The sequence below is a fragment of the Stenotrophomonas sp. MH181796 genome, assembly GCF_009659995.1.
Classification (GTDB): Bacteria; Pseudomonadota; Gammaproteobacteria; order Xanthomonadales; family Xanthomonadaceae; genus Stenotrophomonas; species Stenotrophomonas riyadhensis.
Map to the genome: position 1 here is coordinate 574,900 of NZ_RAHU01000003.1, position 17,059 is coordinate 591,958.

At 67.9% G+C, this 17,059-nt stretch carries 13 protein-coding genes; 8 read left to right on the forward strand and 5 right to left on the reverse strand.

The window, feature by feature from the left end:
* The first annotated feature begins 1 nt into the window (after position 1).
* The 3 genes from D5301_RS10010 to D5301_RS10020 all read left to right on the forward strand — a co-directional run bounded on the left by D5301_RS10010 (position 2) and on the right by D5301_RS10020 (position 4,736).
* Positions 2 to 2,083 carry a TonB-dependent siderophore receptor gene (locus tag D5301_RS10010; RefSeq protein WP_153855550.1) on the forward strand — a complete coding sequence of 694 codons (2,082 nt, stop codon included), beginning with the start codon at positions 2 to 4 and terminating at the stop codon, positions 2,081 to 2,083.
* A gap of 62 nt (positions 2,084 to 2,145) precedes the next feature.
* On the forward strand, positions 2,146 to 3,918 hold the full coding sequence (locus tag D5301_RS10015) for a chloride channel protein (protein WP_153855551.1): 1,773 nt from the start codon (positions 2,146 to 2,148) through the stop codon (positions 3,916 to 3,918).
* Positions 3,919 to 4,019: 101 nt separating this feature from the next.
* Complete coding sequence (locus tag D5301_RS10020) at positions 4,020 to 4,736, forward strand: MgtC/SapB family protein (protein WP_005409984.1); 717 nt, start codon at positions 4,020 to 4,022, stop codon at positions 4,734 to 4,736.
* A 73-nt stretch (positions 4,737 to 4,809) separates the two neighbouring features.
* Here D5301_RS10020 and D5301_RS10025 read toward each other — a convergent pair whose 3' ends face one another.
* Positions 4,810 to 5,217 carry a MerR family transcriptional regulator gene (locus tag D5301_RS10025; protein WP_110712590.1) on the reverse strand — a complete coding sequence of 136 codons (408 nt, stop codon included), beginning with the start codon at positions 5,215 to 5,217 and terminating at the stop codon, positions 4,810 to 4,812.
* A 63-nt stretch (positions 5,218 to 5,280) separates the two neighbouring features.
* Here D5301_RS10025 and D5301_RS10030 point away from each other — a divergent pair, with 63 nt between their 5' ends.
* Positions 5,281 to 6,108, forward strand: a complete 828-nt coding sequence (locus tag D5301_RS10030; RefSeq protein ID WP_153855552.1) for a class I SAM-dependent methyltransferase — start codon at positions 5,281 to 5,283, stop codon at positions 6,106 to 6,108.
* An 85-nt stretch (positions 6,109 to 6,193) separates the two neighbouring features.
* On the opposite strand, the gene D5301_RS10035 is transcribed toward D5301_RS10030, so the two are convergent.
* The 4 genes from D5301_RS10035 to D5301_RS10050 all read right to left on the reverse strand — a co-directional run bounded on the left by D5301_RS10035 (position 6,194) and on the right by D5301_RS10050 (position 14,029).
* Positions 6,194 to 6,484 carry a hypothetical protein gene (locus D5301_RS10035; protein WP_019659952.1) on the reverse strand — a complete coding sequence of 97 codons (291 nt, stop codon included), beginning with the start codon at positions 6,482 to 6,484 and terminating at the stop codon, positions 6,194 to 6,196.
* Between the two features lie 121 nt (positions 6,485 to 6,605).
* Positions 6,606 to 7,448 (reverse strand): OmpA family protein, encoded by an 843-nt coding sequence (locus tag D5301_RS10040; protein ID WP_153855553.1) that lies wholly within the window; start codon positions 7,446 to 7,448, stop codon positions 6,606 to 6,608.
* Between the two features lie 61 nt (positions 7,449 to 7,509).
* Positions 7,510 to 12,813, reverse strand: coding sequence for an ESPR-type extended signal peptide-containing protein (locus D5301_RS10045; protein ID WP_153855554.1), 5,304 nt, complete (start codon positions 12,811 to 12,813; stop codon positions 7,510 to 7,512).
* A gap of 235 nt (positions 12,814 to 13,048) precedes the next feature.
* On the reverse strand, positions 13,049 to 14,029 hold the full coding sequence (locus D5301_RS10050) for a helix-turn-helix domain-containing protein (protein WP_110712594.1): 981 nt from the start codon (positions 14,027 to 14,029) through the stop codon (positions 13,049 to 13,051).
* A 688-nt stretch (positions 14,030 to 14,717) separates the two neighbouring features.
* Here D5301_RS10050 and D5301_RS10055 point away from each other — a divergent pair.
* The 4 genes from D5301_RS10055 to cpaB all read left to right on the forward strand — a co-directional run bounded on the left by D5301_RS10055 (position 14,718) and on the right by cpaB (position 17,059).
* Positions 14,718 to 14,909, forward strand: a complete 192-nt coding sequence (locus tag D5301_RS10055) for a Flp family type IVb pilin (protein ID WP_049448369.1) — start codon at positions 14,718 to 14,720, stop codon at positions 14,907 to 14,909.
* 67 nt (positions 14,910 to 14,976) lie between these two features.
* The gene (locus tag D5301_RS10060; protein ID WP_153855555.1) at positions 14,977 to 15,522 is read left to right on the forward strand and encodes a prepilin peptidase; all 546 of its coding nucleotides are present in this window, start codon (positions 14,977 to 14,979) and stop codon (positions 15,520 to 15,522) included.
* Positions 15,519 to 15,995: a TadE/TadG family type IV pilus assembly protein gene (locus tag D5301_RS10065; protein WP_110712596.1), complete on the forward strand. Its 477-nt coding sequence runs from the start codon at positions 15,519 to 15,521 to the stop codon at positions 15,993 to 15,995. Before D5301_RS10060 ends, D5301_RS10065 begins: the two co-directional genes overlap by 4 nt.
* Before the next feature lie 23 nt (positions 15,996 to 16,018).
* Positions 16,019 to 17,059 (forward strand): Flp pilus assembly protein CpaB, encoded by a 1,041-nt coding sequence (gene cpaB, locus D5301_RS10070; protein ID WP_153855556.1) that lies wholly within the window; start codon positions 16,019 to 16,021, stop codon positions 17,057 to 17,059.

Below are 17,059 nucleotides of genomic sequence, written 5' to 3' on the forward strand. Positions count from 1 at the left end.
GATGCCCACCCACGCCCCGCAATCGGCCCGCCTGCCACTGGCCGCCGCCCTCGCCCTGTGCCTGCTCCCGGCTGCCAGCGCCTTCGCCCAGGACGGCGCCACCACGCTGGACAGCATCCAGGTCTCCGGCAGCTGGCTGGGCACCGGCCTGCACGACAGCGTGAAGAGCTTCGCTGGCGCGCGCACCGTGGTGGACCGTCAGCGCATCGAAGCCAGCGGCGCGGCCAGCATCGGCGATGCCATGCGCCGCATCCCCGGCGTGCAGGTCACCGACAACTCCGGTACCGCCGGCAGCTCGGTGTCGCTGAACATCGGCGTGCGCGGCCTGACCGGGCGCTACTCGCCGCGCTCGACCGTGCTGCTGGACGGCGTACCGCTGGCGGTGGCGCCGTATGGCCAGCCGCAGCTGTCGTTCGCACCGACCAGCCTGTCCAACATCGAATCGATCGATGTGGTGCGTGGCGGCGGCGCGGTGCGTTACGGGCCGCAGAACGTGGGCGGCATCATCAACTTCAGTACCCGCGCCATTCCCACCGGTGCCGGCCTGCACGGTGAGGCCGGCGTGCGCTACACCGCCTACGACCATGGCGGCGGAGACAGCACCCAGTACAACGCTTTCCTCGGCGGCACCGGCGACAACGGCCTGGGCGCGGCCCTGCTGTACTCCGGCCAGGACGGCCGCGGCTGGCGCCAGGGCAGCGATGACCGTTTCAACGACCTCGCGCTGAAGTTCGCCTACGCCATCGACGCGCAGCAGGAACTGCGCGCCAAGCTCTCCTACTACGATGTGCGCTCGCTGACGCCGGGCGGCCTGACCCGCGCCCAGTACGAGGCCGACCCGTTCCAGAACACCCGCCCCACCGACTTCTGGAAGGGCCACCGCACCGGCATCGACCTGGGCTACACCAACACCCTGTCGGCCAACAGCGAGTTCGAGGTGCTGGCCTATTACAACGAAAGCAGCCGTGCCAGCTCGCTGATCAACGCCGCCAATACCCAGCTGACCGTGCAGCCGCGCGACTACCGCGTGCTCGGCATCGAGCCGCGCTATACCCAGCGCCTGCACTGGGGCAGCACGGTGCATGACATCACCGCCGGCTACCGGTTCCTGCGCGAGCGCGGCAACGACCGCAGCTACACCGTCACCCGCCGCACCGGCGCGGCCAGCGCCACCACCCGCTTCGACAACGCCACCGACGCACACGCCTTCTACATCGACGACCGCATCGCGATCGGCCAGTGGCGGATCACCCCGGGCGTGCGCATGGAGTGGATCGACATGGACCGCCGCCAGGCGGGTGGCGCGGCGACCTTCAGCAGCCGCAACGACAAGGCACTGCCCTCGCTCAACATCGCCTACCTGCTGACCCCGCAGCTGACCGTGTTCGGCAACTACACCACCTCGTTCGGGCCGGTGCAGAACATCCAGCTCAATTCGCAGACCGCCAGCAACCCGCTGAACCCGGAAGTGGCCAGGACCACCGAACTCGGCGCACGCTGGCAGGACGGTGCACTGCGCGCGGAAGTGACCGTGTTCAAGATGCGCTTCGACAACCAGATCCTGCAGGTGCCGGGCATCACCCCGCCAACCTTCCAGAACATCGGCGCCACCGACCACAAGGGCGTGGAGAGCGCGCTGGAGTACCACTTCAGCGAAGACAGCGCGCTGGCCGGGCTGGAGCTGTACGCCAACTACACCTGGACCAAGGCGATCCAGCAGTCCGGTGACAACCGTGGCCTGGACGTGCCGTTCTCTTCGCGCGACACCGACAGCGTCGGCGCACGCTATGCACTGGCCGGCTGGACCTTCAATGTCTCCAGCACCCACCAGAGCGGCCAGTTCTCCGATGCGGCCAACACCTGGGATGAGACCGCCGATGCGCGCGTGGGCCGCGTGCCGGGCGTGCGCCTGTGGAACGCGCAGGTGGCCTGGCAGGTGCCCGGGCTGGGCGACAGCGAGATCGCGCTGGGGGTCAACAACCTGGCCGACAAGCGCTGGTACACCCGCAACGTCGATGGCAACGCCGGGCGCATGGTGGCTGCGCCGCGCACCTTCTACGTGCAGGGCCGCTACCGCTTCTGACGCAGTAACCGCCCGATGCAGTGACGGCGGCGATCACGGTGGCGGCGTATCATGCCGCCACCATGTCACTGCCTGTTTCGCCATCGCGCCTGCATGCGGCCTTCCAGGGCCTGCGCCTGCGCCTGCGCGGCAGTGACCTGTGGTTCATCGCGCTTGCCCTGCTGGTCGGCCTGATCGCCGGCTACCTGACCCTGCTGCAGTCCGGCATCGCACGCTGGCTACAGGGCACCCTGTACGGGCTGGACGACGGCATGCGCCTGAGTTCCCTGCCCTCGCTGACCTGGACCGCGCTGCTGGTACTGCCACTGGGTGGCCTGCTGGTCGGCCTGGTCAGCCTGGCCGCGACCCGGCTCAAGCGGCCCCTGCTCGATGCGGTGGAAGCCAATGCCCTGCATGGCGGCCGCATGTCGATGCGCGACAACCTCATCGTGCTGACCCAGACCCTGCTGTCCAACGGCTGCGGCGCCTCGGTCGGGCTGGAGGCGTCGTATACGCAGATGGGCGCGGGCAGCGGCTCGCAACTGGGCCGGGTGATGCGCCTGCGCCGCAACGACGTGCGCATCCTGGTCGGCGCCGGTGCCGCCGGCGCCATCGCCGCCGCCTTCGGTGCACCGCTGGCTGGTGCGTTCTACGCCTTCGAGATCGTCATCGGCGCCTACACCCCGGCCGCGCTGGCCCCGGTGGCGGTCGCTGCATTGGCTGGCGCATTCGTCGCCGACCAGGCCGGCATCGAGGCCTACCTGCTGCCCGCCGCCTCGACGATTGATGTCCGCGCCGCCGACTACGCCATCTACGGGCTGCTGGGCTGCTGCTGCGCGATGGTCGGCATCACGGTGATGCGGCTGATCGCCTCGATCGAGGGCACGGTCAAGCGCAGCCCGTTGCCGTTGTGGGGCCGGCCGGTGGTGGGCGGCCTGCTGCTGATACCGCTGGCACTGGCCAGCCCGCAGGTGCTGTCGTCCGGCCATGGCGCCCTGCACCTGGACCTGACCACGCATCTGCCGCTGATCTGGATCGGCGGCCTGCTCACCCTGAAGTGCCTGGCCTCCGGCATCTCGCTCGGGTTCGGTTTCCGTGGCGGCCTGTTCTTCGCCTCGCTGTTCATGGGCACCCTGGTCGGCGCCCTGTTCGCCGGCCTGCTGGCGATGGCCACCGGCGTGCCGGTGATTGATGCAACTTCGGCCGCCCTGGCCGGGATGGCGGCGCTGGCCGCCGCCGTGGTCGGCGCGCCGATGACCATGGCCATGCTGGTGCTGGAAGGCACCCACGACTTCCTGCTGACCAGTGTGGTGATGAGTGCGGTGCTGGTGTCCAGTACGCTGGTGCGGCAGTGGTTCGGCTATTCGTTCTCGACCTGGCGCATGCACCTGCGTGGCGAGACCATCAAGAGCGCACGCGACGTCGGCTGGGTGCAGAACCTCAATGCCGGCCGGCTGATGCGCAAGGGCGTGGCGACCGCACCGGCCGACCTGGACGCTGCCGCGTTCCGCCAGCGCTTCCCGCTGGGTTCGGGCAGCCGGGTGGTGCTGATCGATGGCGAAGGCCACTATGCCGGCATCGTGCAGATCCCACGCGTCTACGGCGACGGCGTGAAGCCAGAGACCATGATCGGCGAGCTGGCCGAGAACCGTGACGTGTCATTGTCACCGGCCGCAGACGTGGTCAGCGTGATGCAACGCTTCGACCAGACCCAGGCCGACGAACTGGCCGTGGTCGCCGCCGACGGCCAGGTGCTGGGCGTGGTCTCCGAAGCCTTCGTGCGCAAGCGCTACGCCGAGGAACTGGACAAGCGCCAGCGCGAACTGATGGGCGAGCGCGTCGAGGACACCGACTGACCCCGCAAAAAGGGGACGGAGGGGATTAAGTCGTTTCTGGCCCCCTCGAAATCCACGTATGGCGTGGATCTACTGTCACCTCGACCGGGTAGACTCCGGCCATGCGCTTCATTGAAACCTTCCAGGCCGGCCCCTTCGCCGACACCGTGGTCAGCCTGCTGGCCGCCTTCGTGCTCGGCACGCTGATCGGCGCCGAGCGCCAGTACCGGCAACGCACCGCCGGCCTGCGCACCAACGTGCTGGTGGCGGTCGGCGCCGCCGCCTTCGTCGACCTGGGCATGCGCATCGCCGGCAGTGCCGAGGCGGTGCGGGTGATCTCCTACGTGGTCTCCGGGGTCGGCTTCCTCGGCGCCGGCGTAATCATGAAGGAAGGCATGAACGTGCGCGGCCTGAACACCGCCGCCACCCTGTGGTGCTCGGCGGCGGTCGGCAGCTGTACCGGCGCGGACATGCTGGCCGAAGGCGTGCTGCTGACCGTGCTGATCATCGCTGGCAACACCCTGCTGCGGCCGCTGGTGAATGCGATCAACCGCATCCCGATCAACGAGGCCGCCACCGAAGCGACCTACGAAGTGCGCCTGAGCGTGGATGCCGAAGCCGTGCCGCGCGTGCGCGAGCGCCTGGTCGATGCGCTGGAGGCCGCGCAGTATCCGGTCGGCGACGTACAGGTGGTCGAGCATGCCGACGCGCCCACCGATGTGATCGCGGTGCTGGTCAGTACCGCCGTCAGTGCCGACGAGCTGGACGTGGTGCTGGCACGGATGGAACACGTGCCGGGCGTGCTGCATGCCACCTGGGAAGTCAGCACCCGCGACTGATTCATCCACGCAGGGCGTGGACCTACCGAGGTCGCGGCGCAGCAGATCCACGCCATGCGTGGATGCTCGTCTCTCATCCACCCGCCATGCGCTGCTGTGCCCGCAGCAACTTGCGGAATGAACCGCACTGCCGCGCGTCCTGCGCTTCCGGGCAGGCCGCCGCACGTTGCAGGTGCCGGCGTACCCGCTGCAGCTGGCTGATCTGTTGCTGCAGCACATCAGCCTGCGCCAGCAGGGCCTCCCGGTCCAGCGTGAGGCATCCGCGCTGCGGCGGCAGCGATGCTCCAATCTGCTGCAGCGACAGCCCGGCCGCCTGGCCGAGACCGATCAGTGCCAGCCGTTCCAGCACCTGCTCGTCATACTGCCGACGCAGACCGCGACGGCCCAGGGCCTGCAACAAGCCCAATTGTTCGTAGTAGCGCAGGGTCGAGGCCGGCACGCCACTGCGCTTGACCACCTCGCCGATATCCAGTTCACGCACGGGCTTGACCTCAAGTGACCTTCAAGCGCCAACCTATGGGCAACTACCCGGCAGGACAAGGCCATGACCAGTACATCCCCCGTTGATCAGCATGCGCTCTGGAATGGCCCTGGCGGCCAGATCTGGGTCGCCCAGCAGGCCATCCTCGACGGTCTGTTCCAGCCGATGGCCGACCTGCTGATGGCCGAGCTTCCGCAAACCGTCACGCAACTGCTCGACATCGGCTGCGGTACCGGGGCCAGCCTGCTGGCCGCGGCCGCTGCGCGCCCGGCGGCACACTGCACCGGCCTGGACATCTCCGCGCCGATGCTGGCGCTGGCCCGCCAGCGCGCCGGAGCGGCAGGACTGGACGCGGACTTCATCGTGGCCGATGCGCAGCAGCATCCGCTGCCCTCCGCGCACTTCGACTGGATCCAGTCGCGGCTGGGCGTGATGTTCTTCGAAGATACCGAGGCCGCCTTCGCCAACCTGCACCACGCCGCAACGCCAGGCGCGGGCCTGCGTTTCATCGCCTGGCGCAGTGCCGACGAGAACACGTTCATGACCACGGCCGAACGCGCTATTGGTGATGAACTCGAGCTACCACCCCGTGCGCCTGGCGCACCGGGCCAGTTCGCCTTTGCCGATGGCAAGCGCGTGCAGCGCCTGTTGCAGGCCGCCGGCTGGAAGGACGTCGAAGTGGTTGCGGTCGACCTGCCCTGTTCGATCGCCCGCGACGAGCTGCCAACCTATGTCGGCCAACTTGGCCCGCTGGGACTGGCGCTGCGCAATCTGCCCGAAGACCGCGCCACCTCGCTCCGGAACAAGGCTGTGGCGGCATTCACCCCGTTCATCGAGGGCGACCGTGTACGCGTGGATGCGGCGTGCTGGCTGGTCCGCGCCCGCGCCTGATACAAAAAAGGGGACGGAGGGGATTAAGTCGTTTCCGGCACTGCCGGGGCAAGAACGACTTAATCCCCTCCGTCCCCCTTTTCTTCTACAGCGCCTCGCCAGCGTCGGCCAGGCGCGACTCGATCAGCGCATACCACTGCTGGAGCACGTCGATCAGCATGTCCAGCTCGGCGTCGGTGCGCTGTGCGCGCCCGCTGCGCAGGCAGGCCTGGGCTTCCTGCAGCTGGGCGAGGAAGCCGGCCACGGTATCGGCCTGCAGGATCAGCCCCGGCAGGCGCCGCCCGGGAATGCGTACCACGGCATGATTGCCGAGCTGGCCGTACACACTCAGTGTGGTTTCCGTCTTCATGGAAAGAGGCAGGAATTGGGCGTTCATCGCGTGCACCATGGAAAACCTGAGCCGCCGGCAGGCGCGGTCAACGGGGGAGACGTAACCACGTCCTGCCGACGGTCAGGGGGGACTCGGGATGCCGGAGCGATGCCCCGGCGCAGGAAACTCAGCGTGGCTGCGCCACCCCGGCGATCTGCACCCGCCGGTTCGGCGCCAGGCAGGCGATCAGCTCGCGACGGTTGCGCTGCTCGCACTGCACGATCGGCTCGGCCGCGCCGCGTCCTTCGGCACTGATGCTGGCTGCAGGCACGCCGCCCTGTACCAGCGCGCTGCGCACGGCGTCGGCGCGACGCTGCGACAGGGTCTGGTTGTAACTGGCACTACCGATCCGATCGGTGTAGCCGGTCACCCGGATCGACTGTACCTGCGCGGCTTCGCGTACCTGCGCCAGGATGCCCTGCACCGCCTGCTGGCCTTCAGCGCTGAGCACCGCGCTGTCGAAACCGAACAACGCATCGGCGGACAGGCGCAACGGCTGCTCCGGCAGCGGTGCCGGTGCCGGTGGCGGTGGCGCCGGAGGCCGCGGCGGGTCCAGCACCGCCGCACATGATTCAGGCTTCCAGTAGCCGCCCTGGGCGATGCCCTTGCTGTCGAAGCGGACCTGGAACTGGCAGGTGAAGTACTCCGCGCCCTGTGCGGTGCGGAAGTTGAACAGGTAGTTCCACTCACGCACGCCCCACATGCCTTCATTGAAATGCGGCGTGCCCAGCAGCGTGTACAACTGCCGCTTGGTCATGCCCGGCGCGAAGCGGCGCAGGTCGGCGACGTCGGGATAGATGCCTTCCTTCAGCGAGGCCTTCGAGGCCTCCGGGAAGTGCACGGCGGTGGCTTCGGCAGGAGCGTCGGCGGCCGGCGCATGGCTGCGGCAGGCGGCCAGCAGGCCCATCCCCAGGATCAGGCCCAGCATGGCGGCCATCTGGCCGCTGCGGGCGATGCGATGCTGTTTCATGTCATTCCCCCTATGGACGTTTGCGCGGTGCCGGGCCGCGCGTGCGGCCCGGCAACAGCGATCACCACTGGATGCCGGCACCGACGGCCACACCGGCCTCGCCACGGCTGTTGGTCGACCCGCTGAACTTGTAGATCCAGCGGCCTCCCTCGGAGACGCCGGAGATGCCCACCGCCACGCCCGACTCGCCGTTGTAGCTGCCGGCCGCGATCGAGGCCATGCTGCGGCCGGCCTCGCTGGGCTGCGGCAGCGCCGCGGTAGCCATCGCCGAAGCGATACCGGCCGAAGCACGGTTGTCGGTCTTGCGCAGGTCGCGCTCGAAGCCGCCCATGCGCTCGTCGGTGTAGGCCTTCGACCAGTCCAGGGTCTGCGCCATGCCCGACTTCAGCTGGTCGACGTTGACTGCATCGGTACCGGCGGTGCCGGCGGCGACGTTGCGCACCGTGGTCGGGCCACTGCTGGTGCTGCCCAGGGTGACGCTGTTGTAGTTGGTCGCGCCGTTCACCGTGGTGTCGTAGCGGATCGTACCCTGCTGCGAAGCCTGCAGCTGGCGCACGTTGACCGCATCGGTGGCCTGCGAACCGTCGGCCACGTTGACCACCTGGCGTTCGGCACCGGCGGCACCGACCGAGACCGTGTTGGCCCGGTTCGCCACCGAACCCGCACCCAGCGCCACCGAGTTGTCGGCCTGCGCCTGCGAACCATTGCCCAGCGCGGTCGAGTTGGCACCGGCGGCGGTAGAGCCTGCGCCACCGGCGGCCGAGTTGGCACCGCTGGCAGACGGATCGGCCAGGTTGTTGGTGTTGTTGGCGCGGAAGCTGCCGGCCACGTTGGTGATGTTCTGGATCTTCTGGTCGGTGTACTTCTTCGACTCGTCGATGGCGTAGTTCACGCCGTTCTTCAGCTGGCCGACGTTGGTCGCGTCGTACGTATCGGAGCCATCGGCAACATGGGTGATCTTGCGCTCGCCGCCGGTGCTGCCGACCGAAACTTCACCGGCCGAGTTGCTGGCGCCGGTCTGGCCATACGCGCCGGTGTAGCCACTCTGTGCACCGACGCTGGCCACCGAACCGGCACCCAGGGCGACGCTGTTGCCGGCACTGGCGCTGGCACCGTTGCCGACCGCCACGCTGTTGGCACCGGCCGCACTGGCCTGCGGGCCGACCGCTACCGCTTCCGCACCCGCCGCCGTAGCGGCCGCTGCCGTCGAGTTCACCGCCAGGTAGGCACTGCCACCGCCGCCGTTGGTGATGCGCTGGTTGAGGACCTTCAGCGAGCCATCCACCGCAGTGAAGGCGGCGGTGACATTGTTGTAGTCGCCGCTGGTGAAGGTGCCATCGGTGGCGATGCTGGAGATGCTGAACTTCGGCGCGGTCCACACGTTGGTGGTGCCGTTGTACGCGGTGGTGCCACCGAAGTAGTTGGCAATGGTGCTGTTCGTGCTGAACAGCTGGTCGCCGGTGATGGCATCGCTGCTGCCAGCCAGGATGCTGCCGGCGGCGACGTTGGTGATCTTCACCGCACCAGTGCCGGTGCCCTTGAGCGTCACGCTGTTGAGTACGTTGCCAGCGCCATCGACGTCGTACTTCACCGCAAGCTTGTCGACCTCGCCGGTCTGGTCGGCAACGTTGGCCAGCGAATTGCTGACCGCATCGAAGGCGGTACCGACGTCGTTGTAGCTGCCCTTGGTCACGGTGCCGTTGGCGGCGACGTTGTTGATCGAGTAGGTCGGTGCGGTCAGCACGCCGCTGGCGTTGACCGCCGCGCCACCACCGAGGTGGGTGGCCACGGCCTGGTTGGCCGCAAACAGCTGGGCACCGTTGATGGCCTCGCTGCTGGTGGCACTGACCTGGCCCGGGCCGAGGTTGCGCAGCGTGGTGGCGGTGCCGCTCTGGCCCAGCGTGGCACTGGCGTAGTTGACGCTGCCGTCGCCGTTGAGGTCATAGCGCAGGGCACCCTGCTCCGACGCCTGCAGCTGGCCGACGTTGACCGCATCGGTGGCGGCGGTACCCGCGGCCATGTTGGTGACCTGGCGTTCGGCACCGGCCGCACCGATGGACACGCTGTTGGCACGGTCGGCCAGGCTGCCGGCACCCACCGCGATGCTGTTCGCGGCGGTGGCGCGGGCATTGGTGCCGACCGCGATCGAATCGGTGCCACTGGCCAGGGCTTCGGTGCCGGTCGAGTTCACCCGCAGGTACTTGGTGCCACCGTTGCGGATATCGGTGATCTGTGTATTGAGGTTGACCAGCGAGCCGTCGACCGCCGCGAACGCATCGGTGGCGTTGGTATACAAGCCCTTGGCAATGGCGCCACCGGTGGAGATGGTGCTGATCTCGAACAGCGGCGCGGTGAAGGCGCCACTGGCCGGATCAAACGCTGCACGGCCGCCAAAGAAGCTGGCGATGGCGGCGTTGGTCGCGGCCAGCTGGCCGCCGTTGACCGCCTCCAGGCTGCCGGCGGTGACCGCGCCGCCGGCCAGGTTGCCGATGGTGGTGGTGCCGGTGCCCGCGCCAAGCGTGACACGACGGTAGTTCGGGTTGCCGCCAGCATCCAGGTCGTAGGTCACGGCGGCATCGGCCACGCCGTTGATCAGGCTGATCGCGCCCTTCAACTGCGCCACGTTGACTGCATCCGTGTTGACACTGCCGGCCGCGACGTTGGTGATCTGGCGCTCGCCGCCACCGGCGGTGCCCACCGACACTTCACCGGCCGAGACCTGCGGTGCGGTCAGCCCATAGGCGGTGTAGCTGGCCTGGGCCCCGCGCAGCGCAGCGGAGCGATAGCCCAGCGCGACCGAGTTGGCCTGGTTCGAGGTGGCCTCGGCACCGAGCAGGGTCTGCCCGTTGGCCGTACCCACCGCGCTGTCGCCGACGATCACCGAATGGCCCATGCGTGCGGCGTAGTCCGCGGTCGGCACGCCGGTCGGGTTGCTCGGGTCATTGGTGCCTGCACCCGGGAAGGCCACGTTGGCATCGACCTTCGGCAGTTCGTGCCGTGCATTGGCACCGATCACCACTTCCTTCGAACCGTTGGCGAAAGCACCGTCGCCCATCAGCACCTGGTAGTCCTGCGCTGCGTTGACGGCCCAGCAGGAAATGTCGGCCAGGGCGATGTCCAGGCACTTGGCCGCCCACGCCGGCGAGTCCTTCGGCAGCAGCAGGCCGAGCAGTCCACCCGGGTTGCCGTTGTTGATGTTGTAGATGTAGCTGTCGGAGGTGACACCACCGATCAGGGTCAGGTGCGAGCTGCCGCCAGTGACGGCACCGCCCAGGCCATTGAGCGTGCTGCCGACCGGCGACAGGTTCACCACCGGCAGGCCCAGCACGTTGACCGTCGAATAGGTCTGCATCACGTTGGCGTTGCTGAGCTTGAGATTGCCGTTGCTCAGGTAGCCGTTGCCGCCGAACAGGCTGGTGGTGGTCGGCCCGATCAGCTGGCCGACGTTGCCGACCAGCCCGCCGGTGCCGATGATCAGGCCCGCATTCGGATCAGCCGGAGCCGGCGCCTTCGGGCTGGTCGGTGGAATCGCCGAGGGCTTGGTCAGGCCGAGGCCGCTCAGCGTACCTCCGACCAGGCCGCCTACGGCACTGCCGAGATTGCCGATGGTGCCGTTGAGATTGCCGTTGAGCAGGTTGCCCACGGCGCTGCCGACGCTGCCAAGCGTGTTGCCCAGCAGGCCGCCCAAGCCCCCGCTGCTGCCGCCGGTAGCGCCATTGAGCACCCCGCCAACGGTGCTGCCCACCGCGCCCACCGTGTTGTTGAGCGTGCCGCCAACCGCGCTGCCGACGTTGCCGACCGTGCCGTTCAGTGCACCACCGACCGCACCGCCAACGGCACCGACAGTGCCAACTGCGCCGTTGAGCGTGCCACCCACTGCGCTGCCGACTGCACCAACGGTTCCGTTCAGCGCGCCGCCCACCGTACCGCCGACGTTGCCGACCGTGCCGTTCAGTGCACCACCCACCGCACTGCCAACGGCACCGACAGTGCCAACCGCACCGTTGAGCGTGCCACCTACCGCGCTGCCCACCGTGCCAACGGTGCCGTTGAGTGCACCGCCCACTGCGCCTCCGACGTTGCCGACGGTTCCATTCAGTGCGCCACCCACGGCGCCGCCGACGGCACCGACAGTACCAACCGCGCCGTTGAGCGTACCGCCCACTGCGCTGCCGACTGCACCAACGGTTCCGTTCAGCGCACCGCCCACCGTACCGCCGACGTTGCCGACCGTACCGTTCAGTGCACCACCTACCGCGCCGCCCACCGTGCCAACCGTGCCGTTGAGTGCACCGCCCACTGCGCTGCCAACCGTGCCGACGGTGCCGTTCAGCGCGCCGCCGACTGCACTGCCAGCGGCGCCAACGACGCCGCCTACCAGGCCACCGACACCCAGCGCACTGTTCTGCGCCGCCACAGTGGCCTGACCCGCAAGCTTGAGGTTGCGGTCGGCCACCACCTCCTGGCCGTCCGGTGCCTGTACGCGCACCTTGCCTGCCACGCCGGCATCGAAGGCGGCGGTGATCGCACGATCGTGGGTCTCGCCCGGCAGTTCTTCCTTGGCCGGCAACGTGACCGCCGCCGTTGCCCTGGCCTGGCCCTGGCCCTGGCCCTGGCCCTGGCCATCGATCTGGTGGCCCGCCACCTTCAACTGCGAATCAAGCGTGCCGTCAACCGAGGCCTTCAGGCCAGACACGGAGCCGGCGGATGCGCCGCTGATGGCGGCCGCCGCCTTGGCCCCGGCATCGATCGAAGCCACCTGGCTGCCGGCGACACCGACATGGGCTTTCGCCCTCGCATCCGCAGCGACAGCGAGCGGCGCATGTGCGGACGGCGCAACCTGTGCCGCCAGCGATGCATCAACCTTCGCGCCATTGGCAGCCGCGTGACCCAACCCTACATTGGCACGGACATCGGCCGCCAGCGCCGGAACGGCAACTTGCTTCGGCGCGGCGTTCGCACCCAGCTTCACCTGCACCGTGGCCGGCAGCACGTCGCGCACCACAGGCAACGCGCTCGTGCTCAGCTGCAGGCCGACACGCGCATCAGCGCTGATTGCCGGGGTGCTCTGCGCCTGGCGCGAGGCGGCGGCCAACGCCACTTCGGCATCGACCTTGACCGGCATCGGCTGCGCGTACTTGGCTGCGAGCGCCTGCAGGTCACGCAGCGATTGATTGGATTCGGATGCTCCCGCATGCCCGCTGGCCAGCGCGCACAGCAGGGCCAGGGCCAGAGCGGTGGGCATCAGCAGGGCACTGCGCGGATCGCGGGCAGCGCTGCCGCCGCTATCGCCGGTGGCCAGTTCCGAGGCCACAACCAGAGCATTGAGCTGGCGGTTCCATACACGCCGGTAGATGCGGTTCATGAGCATTTCCCCCGTAGGCGAACAACTGGAGTGTCAGTGGACTTGCCGTTAGGCAGGTGACTGACATTTCAGCGTTTGCAACGGCGGCTGCGCACTTCATTCCGGCACGACAATCGCGCATTCCGGCAAATCCACGGTCGGAATCGGCAGCCCGTTATGCAGAAGCGGCAACCATATCGGCAAGCGGATATGCAATTCCGGCAGGAACTGCCGGGAAACCCTTACGGGGCCTGGATCAGGCGGGCTGGCCGATCTGCGCGGGCGCGCGCATCAGCGTGTCACGCGGCAGTTCACCGAACACCTTGCGATAGTTGTCGGCGAAACGCGACAGGTCCCACAGGCCACAACTGAGGGCGATGGCCTTGACCGAACGGCGGCTGGAATCGGCCATCGACAGGCTGCGGCAGGCGGCGCACAGGCGCAGCATCGACAGGTAGCGATTGGGCGAGGTACCGAACAGATCCTCGAAGGCGTAGCGCAGGCCGCGCTCGCTGACGCCTGCGGCATCGCAGATCTCGTTCATGTAGATATTGCGGCGCAGGTTGAGCCGCATGAAATTCTCCGCCCGCTGCGCGATCAGATAATGGGTGCGCCGTGCACGGCTGCATCCAGGCCGGTCTGCAGCACCGGCGCCGAGCAAAGCCTGCACGTGTTCGTGCAGCAGTTTCTCGGTTTCTTCCGGCTGCAGGTTCGCACCCTGCCCCAGTTGCAGGTGGAGCTGCTGGTAGTGCTGCGCAAGAGGCGTGCTTTCGCTGGCGAGATTGAACAACGACAACGCCTGGCCCGCCGGCGGCGTACTGCGAAGGCTCAGTTCGGTCAGCTTGCGTTGCACCCGCGCAACCGGCACCAGCATCAGGGTCATGTGCGTGCCCGGGCTCAGCGTGAACTCGCTGATGCCTTCCGGCATCACTGTCAGCGCCATGCCAGGGGTAAGCGGTACGCCGTGGCACCAGCTCAACGTTTCATCCGTTGCGTGCAGATACCCCAGCATCGCCCAGTCCGGTGGCAGCATGAAACGACCACGGCAATGGAACCCGCAGCTGATGCTGCAGAACAAGGCCTCTTCATGTACGCGCGACGCGAAGGCTGCCCGAGGGCCGTTGCCATCGAGCAGAAGCAGTTCGACATCACATACACGAAGCACGCCGCTCAGCGTCGCCAGGTCGATCGACCGCAGGCCGCTGTCGTCGCTGTCTCCTACCCCACCATCGACCATGACAGTGTCGTCCCCCCGTTGATCCGCCACACGGCGCGACCCCCACTGCCTGACAGGGCCACGCCATTCCAGGAACCGCCGCTGCTGCCGGGGCGGACGCGGCCAATGCCACGCAACCGCCCATGAAAATACGAGAGCTTGAATACGAGTATGCCCGATAATCCATCCCGGTAAACCCGCAAGCCCCCACTGAAGAAAACAGATACACAGGTGAAGAAAATGTCCCCGCCACTGGCACGGTTTTCGCATGCGCCGGCAAGCGGAATCACATTATCTGCACGTCGATGAATCGTTTTGCCCGGGAACGGATTTTCGTCACAGAAACCGACTGAAGTTTTAAGGTCCGACGATTTTCTGCCGAATTTGCATATAGGTTCCGGTTGCAGCCGGCCGCCATTCAGGCTAAGTCGATAACACGGTGATCCGGTCTTTGATTATGACCGCACCCAGGGGGACAGCATGACCATGCGCGTATCGCTCGACACGCCGACCACCGGCCCCGCGCCGCGCGGTCGCGGTTGCGCGAACGGCGTCCCGCCTGGAGACGATCACCCTGCTTGAGCACAGCGGGTCCATCCCGCCGTGCCTCCTCCGCCAGGATGTGCGGAGGCCCACGGACGATCCCGGCGGAGCCGGGCCACCGCCCAACAGGTGTCCTGTAGCAGACAGGTAGAGGGAGACAAACGTCATGAACGCATCGATCCGCAAGTTCCTGAAGGAAGAAGATGGCGTTACCGCACTCGAGTACGGCCTGCTGGCGGCTGTGATTGCAGGTGTGCTGATCGCACTGGGCAGCACGCAGATCCAGACGTTCTTCAGCACGCTCTTTGAGAATCTCACCAAGCTTGCCAACAAGGCATCAGGCACCACACCCGCCTGAGCCGCGTCCCAGGCTGGATCAGGGACAACAGCTGCTGACCGTCCACTGACGGACGATGGAGTGTGCGATGACACTGCTGGGATTGCTGACCATCGGTGTATGCCTGCGGATCGCGATCAGCGATCTGTACGCCCGCCGGGTGCCCAACGCCTGGCTGCTGTCCGCGTCCGTCATCGCCATCGTACTGATCATCGCCGGGCAGTTCAGCGCGCCGCGCCTGCCGTGGGCTTCCCACGTTGCCGGCGCGGCGCTCGGCCTGGTCGCGCTGCTCCCGTTCTACGCGTTTCGCTGGATGGGCGCTGGCGACGTCAAATTCTTCTCGGTGCTGGGCCTGATGCTTGGCTGGAAAGCGCTGCTGCCGATCTGGATCGTCGCCAGCCTGGCGGCGGGCGCACATGCCGCACTGGTGCTGGTGTCGCGCCGGTTGGGTCCGATACTGCCCATCGGCCTGCAGGCCCAGATGCACCGGGCGAGTTCGCAATGGCATTCGCACCCGGCGCTGCGCGGGATGCAGAGCGCCCGCCAGGGACGCCAGGGCATTCCCTACGCCGCCTACCTGGGAGTGTCCGCCATCGCTTGGGTCCTCATCAGCACGTACGGAGGTGTGGCATGAACATCCACAGTCCACGGCAGCAACGCGGCGTGGCCAGCATCGAGTTCGCATTGATGCTGATGCTGGGCCTGCTGCCGCTGCTGCTGTTCACCTTTTCCGGGGTCATGATCATGGCCGCGCAGCAGACCCTGGCGACGGCCTCGGCCGAGGGCGCGCGCGCCTCCCTGCGCTACGGCACCGCCAATGAGCGCCGTACTGCAGCCTGCGTCGCGGCCCGCAGCTCGATGCAGTGGCTGCTGAACTTCTCGGGACAGAGCGTCGACTGCAGCAACGGGGGCAGCAACGCCATCACCGTATCCGCTCAGGCCCCCTGCGCCGGCCTGGCCACGGCCCAATGCATGACCGTGACGGTCAGCTACGACTACGCCAGCCATCCCTTCCTGCCCGGCACCGCCACGCTCTACAAGTGGGTGATGACGGCTCCCATCCGCAGCATCGCGGTCGCGCAGCTCGACCTCGGCAGCGGCAACTGACGATCGCTGAAGGAGACGGTTCCATGCTCAAGTTGACCCGCATCGCCGCCGTCGCCCTGATCGGGCTGGCCGTGCTGCTGGCGGTGATCGCATTGATGATCGGGCGCAAGCAGGCTACACCTGCCGCGGCCGCACCGGTCGCGCACAGCGAAGCGCAGGCGGTCACCGTGGTGGAAGCGGTCGCACGCCTGCCTGCCGGCGAGCCGATCAGCGCCAATGGGCTGCGCCTGGCGCAGCGGACCACGGCGGTTGCCGGTGCTGCCAGCAGCATCGCCGCGGTGGTCGGCAAGGTGCCGGTGCAGGATATCGCTGAAGGCACTGCGATCAGCAGCAGCGCACTGGCCCAGGGCTTCTCGCTGCAGCTTCGCCCTGGTGAGCGCGCGCTGGCGGTACCCGTCGACGAACTGGTCGGTGCCGGCAACCGCATCCTGCCGGGGGATTTCGTCGACGTCTTCCTCAACCTGCGCAACGCCCAGCCCAACGCCAGCGGTCCGGCCGAAGCGGCCCAGACCCGCCTGCTGCTGTCACGCCTGCGCGTACTCAGCTATGGCCAGCAGGATATCGCCCCGGTTGCCAGTGATGCCGTCGCCAACACTGAAGGCGACACCCGCAACGATCCACGCGCTGCCGACATCACCGGCAACAGCAGCAACCACGCTGCGGGCAATGAAGCCACCCAGCCAGCGCGCAGCGCCGTGCTGGCCGTACCGGTGGCCGATGCCAACCGTCTGCTGCTGGGCGCGCAGCAGGGCAAGCTGTTCCTGGCCCTGCGCAATCCCGCCGACACCGGCCTTCCCGACCTCGCCCTGTTCCCCCAGGCGCGCGGCGTGATCGATCCGCTGCGCGGCCTCGACGCAGAACAGCAGCTCGCGCTGCAACGGCCGGAGAACAACGCTTTCGCAGGCATCGACGGCGACGCACTGGCCGGTCGCGGCAACGCGCCTGCCCGCAGCACCCCGGATGCGCCCGCCCGCGCCCCGGCGCCTCGACGCAGCGCGCCACGCGGGTCCGCCGGCATCGAGATCATCCGCGGTGACAGTTCCACCCCTCGTGGTTCCCTTTGA

Bases quoted from the DNA above. Each gene is read 5' to 3' on its own strand.
- D5301_RS10010 (WP_153855550.1), top strand. From the start codon at position 2: ATGCCCACCCACGCCCCGCAATCGGCCCGCCTGCCACTGGCCGCCGCC.
- D5301_RS10015 (WP_153855551.1), top strand. From the start codon at position 2,146: ATGTCACTGCCTGTTTCGCCATCGCGCCTGCATGCGGCCTTCCAGGGC.
- D5301_RS10020 (WP_005409984.1), top strand. From the start codon at position 4,020: ATGCGCTTCATTGAAACCTTCCAGGCCGGCCCCTTCGCCGACACCGTG.
- D5301_RS10030 (WP_153855552.1), top strand. From the start codon at position 5,281: ATGACCAGTACATCCCCCGTTGATCAGCATGCGCTCTGGAATGGCCCT.
- D5301_RS10035 (WP_019659952.1), bottom strand. From the start codon at position 6,484: ATGAACGCCCAATTCCTGCCTCTTTCCATGAAGACGGAAACCACACTG.
- D5301_RS10040 (WP_153855553.1), bottom strand. From the start codon at position 7,448: ATGAAACAGCATCGCATCGCCCGCAGCGGCCAGATGGCCGCCATGCTG.
- D5301_RS10045 (WP_153855554.1), bottom strand. From the start codon at position 12,813: ATGAACCGCATCTACCGGCGTGTATGGAACCGCCAGCTCAATGCTCTG.
- D5301_RS10050 (WP_110712594.1), bottom strand. From the start codon at position 14,029: ATGGTCGATGGTGGGGTAGGAGACAGCGACGACAGCGGCCTGCGGTCG.
- D5301_RS10055 (WP_049448369.1), top strand. From the start codon at position 14,718: ATGAACGCATCGATCCGCAAGTTCCTGAAGGAAGAAGATGGCGTTACC.
- D5301_RS10060 (WP_153855555.1), top strand. From the start codon at position 14,977: ATGACACTGCTGGGATTGCTGACCATCGGTGTATGCCTGCGGATCGCG.
- D5301_RS10065 (WP_110712596.1), top strand. From the start codon at position 15,519: ATGAACATCCACAGTCCACGGCAGCAACGCGGCGTGGCCAGCATCGAG.
- cpaB (WP_153855556.1), top strand. From the start codon at position 16,019: ATGCTCAAGTTGACCCGCATCGCCGCCGTCGCCCTGATCGGGCTGGCC.